This is a genomic window from Pseudoalteromonas sp. CR1 (genome assembly GCF_019392235.1).
Taxonomy (GTDB): Bacteria; Pseudomonadota; Gammaproteobacteria; order Enterobacterales; family Alteromonadaceae; genus Pseudoalteromonas.
This window is the reverse complement of sequence record NZ_JAHXRM010000026.1, coordinates 1-14,063: the sequence shown is the minus strand read 5'-3', so window position 1 is coordinate 14,063 and position 14,063 is coordinate 1. Positions and strand designations below refer to the sequence as shown.

The following is a 14,063-nucleotide window of genomic DNA, read 5'->3' as shown; positions in this document are numbered from 1 at the left end:
AATTATATACCCATGACGAGAAAGAGTATATTTAAGGTGTAAAAAAAGCGACTAATGTCGCTTTTTATTATACGGTCACTTTTTATAAATCACTAGCGCTGGTATCTAACGGCGCAAAACTCTTGACCAAATCATCTACCGCCTTCATTTGCGATAGGTAGCCTTCTAATTTACTTAGGGCTAATGCACATGGTCCATCACACTTTGCTTCATTAGGGTTTGGATGTGCTTCTATGAATAAACCAGCGATCCCCAAAGCCATTCCACTTCTGGCTAACTCTGCCGCTTGAGCTCGACGCCCATCCGCTGAGTCTGCGCGACCACCTGGGCGTTGCAGCGCATGCGTCGCATCAAAAATCACTGGTGCCATTGCTTTCATGTCATCCATACCCAACATATCAACAACCAAGTTATTATAACCAAAGCTAGAGCCACGCTCACAAAGTGCAATATTATTATTACCAGCCTCATTAAATTTAGTAATGATATGGCGCATTTCATGTGGTGCTAAAAACTGCGGCTTTTTAACATTAATAATGGCACCTGTTTTTGCCATAGCAACAACTAAGTCTGTTTGACGAGCTAAAAAAGCAGGCAACTGAATAACATCAACCACTTCAGCAACCGGCGCCGCTTGATGCGGTTCATGAACATCGGTGATCAGTGGAATATTAAAGGTATTTTTAATTTCTTCAAATATTTTTAAACCTTCTTCCATTCCCGGACCACGGTACGAGTTGATTGAAGAACGATTAGCTTTATCAAATGATGCTTTAAACACATATGGTATGTTTAGCTTAGTCGTCACTTCTACATAATGCTCTGCAATGCGCATGGCTAAGTCGCGCGATTCTAAAACGTTCATACCACCAAATAAAACAAACGGTTTGTTGTTTGCTAATTCAATATCATTAATTTTGATAATTTGATCTTTCATTTTAATTCCTTAAGGTGCAACTGCTTGCAACATTAATCCACAAATATAAGCCATGTATGTACCCACTCCGTAACCTAATACAGCCAGTAAAACACCGACAGGCGCGAGTGAAGGATGAAATGCTGACGCAACAACAGGCGCAGACGCAGCCCCTCCCACATTAGCTTGTGAGCCTACTGCCATATAAAAAAGCGGTGCTTTAATTAATTTTGCAACAAGCAGCATTAAACCAGCATGTACTAGCATCCAAATAGCGCCCACTAAAAACAAGCCCGGGTTATCAAAAATAGCGGTTACATTCATATGTAAGCCAATTGAGGCCACTAAAATGTATAAAAAGCTTGAGGCGACTTTAGATGCACCAAATGCTTCAATCTGTCTTACTTTAGTAAAAGACAAGCTAATACCAATGGTCGTTGAAATGACAATTAACCAGAAAAACTTACTGGTTAAACTGTACTCTTTTGCCCACGCATAATTATTAGCGAAAAACGGCCCTAAAAAGTCTGCGCAAAAATGGGCTAAACCAGTAATACCAAATGCAATAGCAAGCAATGTCATGTAGTCATTCAGTGTTGGCATCCGCGCATGCTCTGCATGGTATTTTTCAACACGCTGCTTTAAATCTTCAATGGCACTGGTGTCTGCTCCCGTAGCAGCATCAATTTTCTTGTGATTAGCTGCCATTAGTAACAAAACTGCCATCCAAATATTAGCCACTATTACATCAACGGTGACCATTACTGAAAAAATATCGCCGCCAACCTCAAACATTTCTTTCATTGAGGCTTGGTTTGCCCCACCGCCAATCCAGCTTCCTGCTACAGTTGTCATACCGCGCCATACGGCATCTGGCCCATGCCCACCCACAATTGTAGGGTCTACCGCGCTCACAACTAAAATTGCGAGAGGTCCGCCGATAACAATACCGAGCGTTCCGACTAAAAACATAATAAGAGCTTTAGGCCCCAAGTTTAAAATTGCTTTTAAATCAATGCTAATAGTTAACAGTATTAAGCAGGCTGGTAATAAATAACGCGAAGCAACGTAATACACATTCGATTTATTGCCATCAACAATACCAAACGTATTAAGCAAAGAAGGTAAAAAGTAGCAAAGTAATAGAGCCGGTACATATTTATAGAACGTTTTTAATGCTGGGCGCTCGCTGTTTGAGGTTTTAAATATAAACCCCAAAATAACGGCGAGTAAACCAAGCACAACTGCATCATTAGTGATTAATGCGCTTTGTGTTTCAACCATGGTATTCCCTAATATTAATGGTGAGTTTTATTATTATCTTCTAATTCTTCAATTTGGTGCTGGATGATTTCTATTGCTGGATCATCTGGGCATTCATCTACAAAAAATTGTAGATCATCTCGGGCCATTTTAGGGCAATCGAGCTGATTTAATAAATATCCTCTGTCACGTCTTTCGTAAGGGTCGTCGCCAATTAATTCCATTAACATTTCAACGCATGTTAATGCATGGCCAAATTTGTTCTCGCTGATGAATGACCACTTTTGTTGTGCTAAGAAAAGCTTATAAACTTCATCGTCAAAAATAAGTTCCAATGGCTCTTGTTCTTGCCCGTCTGCTTCATCAGCATTTTCAGGAATAATATACCAGCTTTGCTGGCCGCTACTTGGCTCAACCAAATAGCCTTCTTCATCGCTCATAGCAATGTGTACACCTATATCGCCTTGATTTAGGCTCATACTGGCGTCTAGCTTAGCCTGCTGTAAAAAATGACAAAGTAAAATTGCCAGAGTGGTTGGCGAGCCGCTACGCATAGTTAACGTGTAACTTAAGCTATTTAGTTTATGCTCAGGTACTTTTAAACTCGAAGCGCTAAATAGCCATGCACTGTAAAAGGTGTCTAGTAACTTATCTAAGCGTTCATGAGAGTCGGGTACGGCAACACATAATGCATTAATTTGTTTTTCAAAATCAGCAAGAACATCTAAAGCAGCTGTTAAGTCTAGTTGAGGATCCCATTTCGATTCAGCCTTAATGCAGCGATAAATTGCCGCAGGGGTAAAGTCATCGTAAGCATCATCAATATAAGAGTCATCGTGTTCATCAAACCCAAAAGTGGTCATCAATACTGCAACATTTCTAGAAAACGAACGCGTAGTTTACCTAATTCTGCCAATATATTCCAATAACGAAATGTACTTGATCAAATCAATGGAGGAGCATATTCGAGCCTCAGAGATACTGAAGCTCGGTAAATTTATTTTAGGTTTAAAGTAACAATGCTGACTTAGCTGTTGCCAAGTAACCAATAGCTAAAATAACAAACGTATTTACAGTAAGGTACGATATTTTAGCCAAAAAGTTAGTTTGTTTTGCACTAATAACACCGATGGCAATATACGCGATAACCAATATAATTTTTTCTAGTAGCCAAAATTGCTCAAATGGATTAATTTTACCCATGAACATCAGTGTAAATGCAGAGATCAAAAGTAGCGTATCTATACCGTGACTGCCAATAAATACTATTTTGTTCCGAGCTAGCTTACCACTTCCAATTCTCGAAAAAGATCGAATATAAAATAAAACGACACTCAGTACGGCTATCGCCATGTGTGAGTGTTTTACTGCTAAATAATCCATATGCCTCTATTCTTCTAGTTATAAAGTTAATCGGGGTAACGTTTAATAATAGTTTCAAGTTCATTGAGATTTTCGTTAAAAACGTCAACTAATTTTGGCTCAAAGTGCGAGCCTTTTTGCGAGTTTATTTCTTCTACTACGCGTTCAAGTGTCCATGAGTCTTTGTAACAACGCTTATGCCTTAATGCGTCGTAGACATCAGCCAATGCTACAATACGACCAAATATGTTAATTCGGCTTCCCTGTAAGCCTTGAGGGTAGCCTGTGCCATCCCACTTTTCATGATGCTCTTTGGCTATGGTAGCCCCTGCACTCACAATTTCGTGAGCAGACCCTTTTAAAATCCCGTACCCTTTGTCTGTGTGAGTTTTCATTACTTCCCATTCGGGGGCATCAAGCTTTGCAGGTTTATTTAAAACCGAATCGGGTATACCTACTTTACCTACATCATGCAAGGGCGCAGCCAACCTAATTAAGTCGGCTTGTTGTTTTGATAATCCATAGCCAATAGCAAGTGCGTGGCAAATATGTGCAACACGTTTTACATGATTACCTGTTTCAGTAGAGCGTTGCTCAACCGCCTCACTTAATCTGTAAACAAGTTCTTGCTGGGTGGCTTCTATTTCGCATTGTAGCTGAACATTTTCAAACGCTAATTGCACATTTTGGGCAAAAATTTCAACTAAGTTTCGTTGTGTATCTGTCAAAGCATTTGGAATGCCAGTAATGAACAACATCGAACTATGGTTATATTCACTGCTACAATAAGCAAATAAATAATTGTCTTTGTAGATAATAGTCTGATTAGCTAAAGCTTCTTGGCATGCACTTAGTTGTTCTGCGTGAAGAACCTCTTCTAAGTTTTTACCTTCGCTTTTTTCAAACTCACCGGTACCTGAGCAAATAATCATTTTATTATTTTGAGATGCCGGATTTTGTGCCACAAGCGTAGTGGCGTACATAGCTTGATCTGAAATGCCCAGTAAAGATGTAAGTTGCTGCATTACACCTTCAATAAAATGCTCAATCGAATGCGCAGAAAATATATTACGCGAAGCGGTTATTATTTTTTCAAGACCAATTCGCGACTGCTCTATTGAAATAATGTCGCGGTACGAGCGAAGGCTCGACATGATAACTGTAAATAATTTTTGTGCTGTCAACTCGGTTTTCGATTTGTAATCGTTAATATCATAATTAACAATAACTTGGCGTTCTGGTGCCTGGCCAGGTTGGCCGGTACGTAAAATAATACGAATGTGGTTATTTTTTGCGGTTTCACGAATATATTTTACAACTTGTAAACCTGCATCGTCTGTTTCCATGACAACATCAAGTAGTACGATTGCAGCATCCTTGTGCTCATCGATTAGTTTTTTAGCTTCTGCGCCTGAATAGGCACTTATAAATTCTAGACGTTTATTTTGAAACTCAAAATCACTCAATGCTAATTTTGTAACTGCATGAACTTCAGGTTCGTCATCAACGATTAATACTTTCCAGGTGCCCAAATCGGTATTGTCTACTGGTACTTCTGGCTCATCTGAAAATAAAAAGTCACCCATCATAATTAGAAATTCCTACATGACACATTTAACACACGGATGCAGTAATAATTAAACTTATTATGGCCACTGTGCGAGCGTTACACGGTCATTTTCACCAAGATCTTTTATCGTTTTAACATTAACAAAGGCCATCGTTTCAAAAAAATCACGTACAGCAAAACCTTGGTCATAACCGTGCTCTATTAGAAGATAGCCACTAGATAGCAAATAGTCACGTGATTGTGTAATTATTTGTTTAATATCAGACATTCCTGAATCTTCAGCAACTAAGGCAGATAAAGGTTCAAATCGCACATCGCCTTGAGCCAAATGTTCGTCACTACTTTCTATATACGGTGGGTTGGTAACTATAAGATCAAAATATTCATTACTAAGTGAGCTAAACCAATTGCTTTGTTTAACACGCACATTACTAATTTCTAAACGCTGTTGATTACGAGTTGCAAGCGCTACAGCATCACTTACTCTATCTACCGCTGTAATATCCCAAAGAGGCATTTCACTGCCCAATGCCAATGCAATGGCGCCCGTTCCCGTGCCTAAGTCTAGTACTTTGGCCTGCTCTGGGATCCCTAGTTCAAGCGCTACTTCAACTAAGGTTTCTGTGTCTGGGCGCGGAATTAACGTTGTTGCATTCACTTCTAAGGTTAAACTCCAAAACTCACGTTGCCCTGTAATATGCGCGACAGGCTCGCCGTTCAATCGCCTAGCGCAAAGAGTGTCAAAGGTGTGTTGTTGCTGTTCACTAAGCAACCTTTCAGGCCAAGTAAAAAGGTAACTACGAGGTTTATCAAGAACATGAAGAAGTAATACTTGTGCGTCTAATTTTGCACTATCGCTGCTTTGCACTAATAATTTAGTGCCAGCAGCGGCAGCTTGCTCAAGGGTTTGCGTCACGATTACTCATCGCCCATTGCAGCAAGTAAATCAGCTTGATGCTCTTGCATTAACGGATCGACAATCGCACCTAAATCGCCAGCAACAACTTCATTTAAGCGGTATAACGTTAAATTAATACGATGATCGGTAATACGACCTTGCGGGTAATTGTAAGTACGAATACGCTCAGAACGATCACCACTACCTACTAAATTACGGCGTTCAGACGCCTCAGCAGCATGACGCTTTTCATCTTCTGCTTGCTGTAATCGTGCAGCAAGGACTGACATCGCTTTTGCACGGTTTTTGTGCTGAGAGCGCTCATCCTGACACTCAACAACCACACCTGTAGGTAAATGCGTAATACGAATTGCAGAGTCGGTTTTGTTTACGTGCTGCCCACCCGCACCAGATGCTCTAAAAGTATCTACTTTTATATCGGCGGTGTTAATTTCAATTGCTTCAGCTTCTGGAATTTCTGCCATTACCGCCACGGTACAGGCCGAGGTATGAACACGACCTTGCGACTCAGTTTCTGGTACACGTTGAACACGATGAACACCAGACTCAAATTTAAGTTTACCGTAAACACCTTCACCACTAATGTTAGCAATGACTTCTTTGTAACCACCATGTTCACCTTCATTAGTAGTTACAACTTCTAATTTCCACTTTTGTGTTTCGGCAAAACGGCTATACATTCTAAATAAATCACCAGCAAAAATAGCGGCCTCATCGCCACCTGTGCCCGCACGCACCTCTAAAAATACATTGTTATTATCTTTAGGATCTTTAGGTAGCATCAACACTTGGATTTCATCTTCAAGTGTTAGTATTTGTGCTTTTGCCTCTTTGTACTCTTCTTGCGCCATTTCACGCATATCTGGGTCTGAATCTTTTAACATTTCTTCAGCACTGGCTAGGTCATCTTTTGTTTGTTGATATGCTAAAAAAGTTTTAACAATTTCTTCAAGCTCAGAATATTCTTTTGAAAGACCACGAAAGCGATTTTGATCGCTAATAACCGATGGGTCGCTTAAAAGTGCTTGAACTTCTTCGTAGCGTTCTACTAGCGTTTCTAATTTATTATAAACAGACTCTTTCATTTAACTGTTATTCCTGGTCAATACCTAACATTTTTTTCAACTGATTTAATTGAGCAACTTCACCTTTTTTAGCCGCATCTTGAATTGCACGTGTAGGCGCGTGCATTAAGCGGTTGGTTAATTTGTTGGCCAATTCTAAAATTACTTTTTCTGGATCTTTACCATTAGAAAGCTGACTAACCGCTCTTTCTACTAATTCAGACTTAATTGTTTGAACATCATTTCTATAGTGGCGGATTAGTCCCACTGAATCGAGTGAGCGCATCCACATGCAAAACTCTTTGGTGCGCTCAGTAATAATTATTTGTGCTTGCTGTGCAGCTTGTTCTCGTGCTGCCATATTTTCACTTACAATCGTTTGTAAATCATCAACCGAGTAAAGGTACGCTGCATCTAAATCCCCCACTTGGCTTTCAATGTCGCGCGGTACCGCAATATCAATAAACAACATAGGCTTATTCCTTCGCTGTTTAAGCGCCTGTTCAACAACACCTTTACCAATAATGGGTAAGGTGCTGGCCGTTGAACTTATTATAATATCGGCGTTATGCAAACGCTCTGGCAACTGCGCGAGTGCAATAACGTCTGCAGATACTTCATCGGCTAAATTGCGGGCTCGTTCAATGGTTCTGTTTGCTACGGTAATATTTTGGGGCTCGTTTTGATACAAATGCTTAGCCACAAGCTCTATTGTTTCGCCTGCACCTATTAATAGTACATTCGTTTTATCTAGTTTACCGTAAATGTGTTTGGCTAAGTTTACCGCCGCAAATGCAACCGATACCGCACTGGCGCCTATATTAGTTTCAGTTCGGACTTCTTTAGCAACCGAAAATGTTTTTTGAAACAAACGATCAAACGTAACACCCACTGCATCATGAGTTTTTGCACTATTATAGGCTTGCTTAATTTGTCCTAAAATCTGCGGCTCACCTAACACAAGTGAATCTAAGCCACAGGCTACACGCATTAAGTGATTAATTGCTTGATTGCCCTCGTGGCAATAAATGTTCTTACTCAGTTCTTGTTCATCTAAACCGTGGAAACTGGCAAGCCATGCTAACAGTGTTTGGGAATTTTGCTGAGCAAGGCTACAATAGATTTCTGTTCGGTTACAAGTCGACACAATCACAGCTTCATTAAAGTCGGCATGCCCACTTAATTGCTGTAGCGCCTCTGAAATTTGCTCAGGCGAAAAAGCCACTTTTTCACGTAGTTCTACGGAAGCGGTTTTGTGATTTATACCTAGTGCTATTATGGTCATATTTGCCAAATATTGCTGAGCCCTACTTTAAAGGCGGCAATTTTACCAAAAATCATCGGAATATGGAAAGTAAGGAACAACATTTGATTCGACATTATGTAATTTTAATCATAACATTTTTGTTTTTAGGCGGTTGCGCGCAACAATTATCAGATAAAACAGCTATTTATGATAATTGGAAGGGTCAACTTACCAATCAAAAAACTTGGCGTGTGCAAGGCAAACTTGCTTTTATCAGCCCCGATGAGCGTCAATCTGCAAACTTAAATTGGCAGCAACAAGAAAATAGCAATAATTTAGTGCTAACTTCGTTTATTGGCACACGTATTTTACAGCTTAAGCAATCACGCGATATTGCCGAACTTGAATTCGACGATAAAGTTTACGTCGATAGCAACGCATCAGCCCTACTAAAACGTTTAACGGGTTTTGCAGTACCTGTTAATAATGCAAGCGATTGGCTTAAAGGAACCATCGATTCACACACTTTACAGGTAGACGAGCTTGGCCGAGCCAAACAAGTACTATGGATTGATAACGAAGGGAAGCAATGGCAAATAAATTACGCTAATTATATACAAAGTGCAGGCTTTTGGTTACCCAAAAAATTGACACTCAAGCACCAAAAAATAAGAATTAAAATTCAACTTTACGACTGGCGATTTAATTAATTATGAATAGCAACACGTCTTTTTCACTCATTGCACCTGCAAAACTCAATTTATTTTTACACATTAATGCACGCCGAGATGACGGATATCACGAATTAGAAACCTTATTTACCTTCTTAAACTTTGGCGATGAGCTCTCTTTTGAGTTGATAGATAAACCGTCAATTTCAATCGATGGTGATACTAAAGACATACCACTTGAAGATAATCTAATCTATAAAGCTGCTTTAATGTTGCAAACCCACTCTAAAACAAAGCACGGTGTAAAAATAAATTTAATAAAACGATTGCCAATGGGAGGTGGCGTTGGAGGTGGTTCGTCTGATGCGGCAACCACACTATTAGCGCTGAATAAATTGTGGAATATTAATTATGACATTAATGAACTTGCCCGTTTAGGATTACAGTTAGGGGCGGATATACCTGTTTTTATACGTGGTGAAAGCGCCATAGCGCATGGCATTGGAGAAGAACTACACCGTGTAGAGCTTGAACAGAAATGGTACTGTGTTGTGCACCCAAATCAGCATGTAAGTACCGCTGAAATATTTACCCATCCAGATTTAAAACGCGATACACCAAAAATTTTAGGAGATTGGAAAGAGCACGATTTACACAACGATTGTGAGCCTTTAGTTAAAAAGCTATGCCCCGAGGTTGAAAAAACCCTCCAGTGGTTGCTAAAATACGCCCCGTCGAAGATGACCGGAACAGGTTCATGTTGTTTTGTAGAGTTTGATACACAAACTCAAGCAAACGATGTGCTTGCAAACCTCCCCCATACTTGGCAGGGATTTGTTGCGTCAAGCGCTAATACTTCTCCTGCTCATACGGAGCTTACCGCCATATTCGATCAATGAAGTAACGTAAAAGTAATCATAAGTTAACTTGCAATGCTTTTTATCATTGCTTGTTAGTCCAAAATTTCAGTGCCTGAGGAACCCTACCGTGCCTGACATGAAGCTCTTCGCTGGTAACGCAACACCTGAGTTAGCTCAAAAAGTTGCAAAACGTTTATATATTGAATTAGGCGATGCTGTTGTTGGCCGTTTTAGCGACGGTGAGATCAGTGTTCAAATTAATGAAAATGTTCGTGGCTCGGATGTTTTTATCTTGCAATCAACCTGTGCCCCTACAAACGATAACCTTATGGAACTTATCGTTATGGTTGATGCTCTTCGTCGCGCATCTGCGGGTCGTATTACTGCCGTCATTCCTTATTTTGGTTATGCCCGCCAAGATCGTCGCGTACGTTCAGCTCGTGTACCAATCACTGCTAAAGTTGTTGCCGATTTCTTATCGAGCGTAGGTGTAGACCGAGTACTTACGGTTGATTTACACGCAGAGCAAATCCAAGGCTTCTTTGATGTACCAGTAGATAACGTATTTGGTAGCCCAGTATTACTTGAAGATATGAAAGAGCGTCATTTTGATGATGTTGTTATTGTTTCTCCGGATATTGGTGGTGTAGTGCGCGCACGTGCAATTGCAAAACTACTAAACGATACTGATTTAGCTATTATTGATAAACGCCGCCCACAAGCAAATGTTTCTCAAGTAATGCATATTATTGGTGATGTAGAAGGCCGTGACTGTATCATTGTCGATGACATGATTGATACTGGCGGTACTCTATGTAAAGCAGCAGAAGCACTTAAAGAACATGGTGCTAAACGCGTATTTGCTTATGCAACTCACCCTATTTTATCAGGTAAAGCAGCTGAGAATTTACGTGATTCTGTTATTGATGAAGTTATTGTAACCGACTCGATTCCATTATCTGATGAACTTAAAGCACTTGATAAAGTAAAAGTGCTAACGCTTGCTGATATGTTGGCAGAAACTATTCGCCGTATTAGCAACGAAGAATCTATTTCAGCGATGTTTGAACACTAAACACAGATATTTGCTGAAGACAAAAGCGCCTTTTGGCGCTTTTTTTGTATGCTATGTATATTTTACTGAATCACAGTGGTATGATAGCTCGCCTTTTGGCTAGGGACCTTGGTCGCAAAGGCCCTAAACTTTTAAATAATTGGAGACATCATGTCTAACACAACTTATACATATGACGCTGAACTTCGCGTAGAAACTGGTACTGGTGCGAGCCGCCGCCTACGTCGCGAAGACAAAGTTCCTGCAATCCTTTACGGAGCTGACAAAGAAGCTTTATCTCTTACTTTTGCTCATAAAGATATGATCAAAGCACAAGAAGACGAAGGTTTTTACACTCATATTCTTACACTTAACGTAGGCGGCGAGAAAGTTGAAGCTATCTTAAAAGATATTCAACGTCACCCATTCAAGCCTAAGCTTACTCACCTTGATTTCCAACGTGTAGACGCAACTCATAAATTAACAACTAAAGTTCCTCTTCACTTTATCGGTGAAGAAATTGTAACTAAAGCTGGCGCAACTGTTGTTCACCAGTTAACTGATGTTGAAATTTCTTGTCTTCCAAAAGCACTACCAGAATTCATCGAAGTAAATGTTTCTGACTTAGTAGCTGGTGATTCAATCCACATCTCTGATTTACAACTACCAGCAGGTGTTGCATCTGTTGAATTAGGTAAAGGCGAAGGCCATGACCTTTCAGTAGTTACAATCAAAGCAAACAAAGCAGCTCCAGCTGAAGACGAAGAAGCTTCAGACGCTGCAGAATAATATTTAAGGTCTCGCACCTTGAATTCTATTCAAATGCTTGTGGGCCTGGCTAATCCAGGCCCCGAATACGCAAATACACGCCACAATGCAGGTGCTTGGTTCATCGAGCAACTCGCAGCACGCTACAACTGTACGCTAAAACACGATCCTAAATATCACGGCTTAACTGGCAAAGTGATAATTCAAGGCCAAGAATTCAAATTATTGATCCCCACTACTTACATGAATTTAAGTGGTAAAGCGGTCAGTAGTTTAGCCAATTTTTTCAAAATCCCTGTTGAAAATATCTTAGTCGCACATGATGAGATGGATTTAGATCCCGGTGTCGCCAAATTAAAAAAAGGGGGTGGACACGGCGGTCATAATGGCCTAAAAGACATTATGGCAAAAATGGCAAATCAAAAAGATTTTATGCGTTTACGTGTTGGCATAGGTCATCCAGGACATCGTGAAATGGTTACCGGCTGGGTGCTTGGAAAAGCGCCGAAAGTTGACCAAGAAAAAATGGATGCAGCTGTAGATGAAGCAGTTCGTTGTATGGAAATACTTGCAAAAGACGGCGTGCTAAAAGCACAAAACAGACTTCATTCGTTTAAACCCTAGTAAACTTGAGTGCAAGTGCACAGTTTAAACGAATTCTAAACAAGGTATCTTACTATGGGTTTTAAATGTGGCATCGTTGGCTTGCCTAACGTTGGTAAATCAACGCTTTTCAATGCACTAACTAAAGCGGGTATTGAAGCCGCTAACTTTCCTTTTTGTACCATTGAGCCTAATACAGGTGTGGTACCTGTGCCAGATCCTCGCTTAGACGAGCTTGCTAAAATTGTAAATCCACAACGTATTCTTACTACTAGCATGGAATTTGTTGATATTGCAGGCCTTGTAAAAGGCGCATCAAAAGGTGAAGGTCTTGGTAACCAGTTCTTAGCAAACATTCGTGAAACGGATGCAATTGGCCATGTAGTTCGTTGTTTTGAAGACGAAAACGTAATACACGTAGCCGGTACAATTGACCCTGCTGACGATATTGACGTGATCAATACTGAGTTAGTACTTGCCGATATGGACAGCGCTGAAAAAGCCATGTTCCGTAATGCTAAAAAAGCGAAAGGCGGCGATAAAGACGCAAAAGAACAAAATGCAACACTTGAAAAAGTAAAAGCACACCTTGATGAAGGCCTAACACTTAGATCGTTAGAATTAACTAAAGAAGAAAAAGCGGCTATTAGCTCTGTCAACTTCTTAACTATCAAGCCAACAATGTATATTGCAAACGTAGCAGAAGATGGTTTTGAGAATAACCCACTACTTGACCGCGTTCGCGCTATAGCTGAATCAGAGGGCGCTGTTGTAGTGCCTGTCTGTGCAGCAATCGAATCGGAGTTATCTGAGCTTGATGATGAAGACAAACTTGAATTTATGGCTGATCTTGGTTTAGAAGAACCAGGTCTCAACCTTGTTATTCGAGGCGGCTACGAGTTACTTAAACTACAAACTTACTTCACAGCAGGCGTAAAAGAAGTGCGTGCTTGGACAATTCCTGTAGGCGCAACTGCACCACAAGCAGCGGGTAAAATTCATACCGATTTTGAACGAGGGTTTATCCGTGCACAAACCATCGCATATGATGACTACATTAACTGTAAAGGTGAAAGTGGTGCAAAAGAAGCGGGTAAAATGCGCCAAGAAGGTAAAGAGTACATTGTTAAAGATGGCGATGTAATGAACTTCTTGTTTAACGTATAAGATTTTATTCCCTCTATTATGGGAAATAAATTTTAAAGGCTCGTTTTTACGAGCCTTTTTTTGTTTTTCAAACGTATATAAGCTGTAATCTATCAGGACAGTTTATAACGCAGGGTTAATTCTAAAAAGCCAAACCTCATACACTTAACTTATAATAGGTGTTAAAAAAACAGCATTTATATTAAAATTTAGCCTGTTAGCTTAATTTTCCTGCAAACAAACACAGTTAAGTGTTTTTTTGCAAAAAAGGTGTTGACGAATTTGGGTCATGTCAGCATAATACGCCCCGCACTCAGCGATGAAGTGCTAACAAAAAAGATGGCTAAGTAGCTCAGCTGGTTAGAGCACATCACTCATAATGATGGGGTCACAGGTTCAAATCCCGTCTTAGCCACCATTTATTTTTTGTTGCTCAATGAAGAGTTTAAAATAACTACCTTGTGTACGGTAGTTGCGGAATTAGCAGTTGTCTTGAATTAGACGCTGGATTTAGGTTCCAAAACAGTATTACCTGTACGCTCGATGCGGGAGTGGCGGAATTGGTAGACGCGCTGGATTTAGGTTCCAGTATCTTAGGATGTGAGAGTTCAAGTCTCTCCT

14 protein-coding genes and 1 tRNA gene are annotated in these 14,063 nt (G+C 40.2%); 7 read left to right on the top strand and 8 right to left on the bottom strand.

The window, feature by feature from the left end; all coding sequences use genetic code 11:
• Positions 1 to 82 precede the first annotated feature (82 nt).
• From kdsA to hemA, 8 genes are all read right to left on the bottom strand, one after another.
• Entirely contained in the window at positions 83 to 937 is an 855-nt protein-coding gene (gene kdsA, locus KZZ04_RS17505; protein ID WP_006794509.1) for a 3-deoxy-8-phosphooctulonate synthase, read from the bottom strand.
• Positions 938 to 946: 9 nt separating this feature from the next.
• Positions 947 to 2,200 carry a DUF819 domain-containing protein gene (locus KZZ04_RS17500; RefSeq protein WP_058428627.1) on the bottom strand — a complete coding sequence of 418 codons (1,254 nt, stop codon included), beginning with the start codon at positions 2,198 to 2,200 and terminating at the stop codon, positions 947 to 949.
• Between the two features lie 14 nt (positions 2,201 to 2,214).
• A complete protein-coding gene (locus tag KZZ04_RS17495) occupies positions 2,215 to 3,042 on the bottom strand; it encodes a tetratricopeptide repeat protein (RefSeq protein ID WP_219423495.1) in 828 nt (275 codons plus the stop codon).
• A gap of 145 nt (positions 3,043 to 3,187) precedes the next feature.
• Positions 3,188 to 3,562, bottom strand: a complete 375-nt coding sequence (locus tag KZZ04_RS17490) for a SirB2 family protein (RefSeq protein ID WP_058403361.1) — start codon at positions 3,560 to 3,562, stop codon at positions 3,188 to 3,190.
• A gap of 26 nt (positions 3,563 to 3,588) precedes the next feature.
• Entirely contained in the window at positions 3,589 to 5,130 is a 1,542-nt protein-coding gene (locus KZZ04_RS17485) for a response regulator (RefSeq protein ID WP_201023510.1), read from the bottom strand.
• Positions 5,131 to 5,187: 57 nt separating this feature from the next.
• Positions 5,188 to 6,027: a peptide chain release factor N(5)-glutamine methyltransferase gene (gene prmC / locus KZZ04_RS17480; RefSeq protein ID WP_138530450.1), complete on the bottom strand. Its 840-nt coding sequence runs from the start codon at positions 6,025 to 6,027 to the stop codon at positions 5,188 to 5,190.
• A gap of 2 nt (positions 6,028 to 6,029) precedes the next feature.
• Positions 6,030 to 7,115 carry a peptide chain release factor 1 gene (gene prfA, locus KZZ04_RS17475; protein WP_058403363.1) on the bottom strand — a complete coding sequence of 362 codons (1,086 nt, stop codon included), beginning with the start codon at positions 7,113 to 7,115 and terminating at the stop codon, positions 6,030 to 6,032.
• Positions 7,116 to 7,122: 7 nt separating this feature from the next.
• Complete coding sequence (gene hemA, locus KZZ04_RS17470) at positions 7,123 to 8,379, bottom strand: glutamyl-tRNA reductase (RefSeq protein ID WP_219423486.1); 1,257 nt, start codon at positions 8,377 to 8,379, stop codon at positions 7,123 to 7,125.
• Positions 8,380 to 8,462: 83 nt separating this feature from the next.
• On the opposite strand from hemA, the gene lolB reads away from it, so the two are divergent.
• From lolB to KZZ04_RS17435, 7 genes are all read left to right on the top strand, one after another.
• Positions 8,463 to 9,050, top strand: a complete 588-nt coding sequence (gene lolB, locus KZZ04_RS17465) for a lipoprotein insertase outer membrane protein LolB (RefSeq protein ID WP_219423484.1) — start codon at positions 8,463 to 8,465, stop codon at positions 9,048 to 9,050.
• Positions 9,051 to 9,052: 2 nt separating this feature from the next.
• Positions 9,053 to 9,910 carry a 4-(cytidine 5'-diphospho)-2-C-methyl-D-erythritol kinase gene (ispE, locus tag KZZ04_RS17460; protein ID WP_138530447.1) on the top strand — a complete coding sequence of 286 codons (858 nt, stop codon included), beginning with the start codon at positions 9,053 to 9,055 and terminating at the stop codon, positions 9,908 to 9,910.
• Positions 9,911 to 9,998: 88 nt separating this feature from the next.
• On the top strand, positions 9,999 to 10,946 hold the full coding sequence (locus KZZ04_RS17455; RefSeq protein ID WP_058403366.1) for a ribose-phosphate pyrophosphokinase: 948 nt from the start codon (positions 9,999 to 10,001) through the stop codon (positions 10,944 to 10,946).
• Between the two features lie 150 nt (positions 10,947 to 11,096).
• Positions 11,097 to 11,714 carry a 50S ribosomal protein L25/general stress protein Ctc gene (locus tag KZZ04_RS17450; RefSeq protein ID WP_058552648.1) on the top strand — a complete coding sequence of 206 codons (618 nt, stop codon included), beginning with the start codon at positions 11,097 to 11,099 and terminating at the stop codon, positions 11,712 to 11,714.
• Between the two features lie 18 nt (positions 11,715 to 11,732).
• A complete protein-coding gene (pth, locus tag KZZ04_RS17445) occupies positions 11,733 to 12,317 on the top strand; it encodes an aminoacyl-tRNA hydrolase (protein WP_082653579.1) in 585 nt (194 codons plus the stop codon).
• Positions 12,318 to 12,371: 54 nt separating this feature from the next.
• Complete coding sequence (ychF, locus tag KZZ04_RS17440; RefSeq protein WP_219423482.1) at positions 12,372 to 13,463, top strand: redox-regulated ATPase YchF; 1,092 nt, start codon at positions 12,372 to 12,374, stop codon at positions 13,461 to 13,463.
• 320 nt (positions 13,464 to 13,783) lie between these two features.
• Positions 13,784 to 13,860: transfer RNA gene (locus tag KZZ04_RS17435), tRNA-Met, on the top strand.
• Positions 13,861 to 14,063 lie beyond the last annotated feature (203 nt).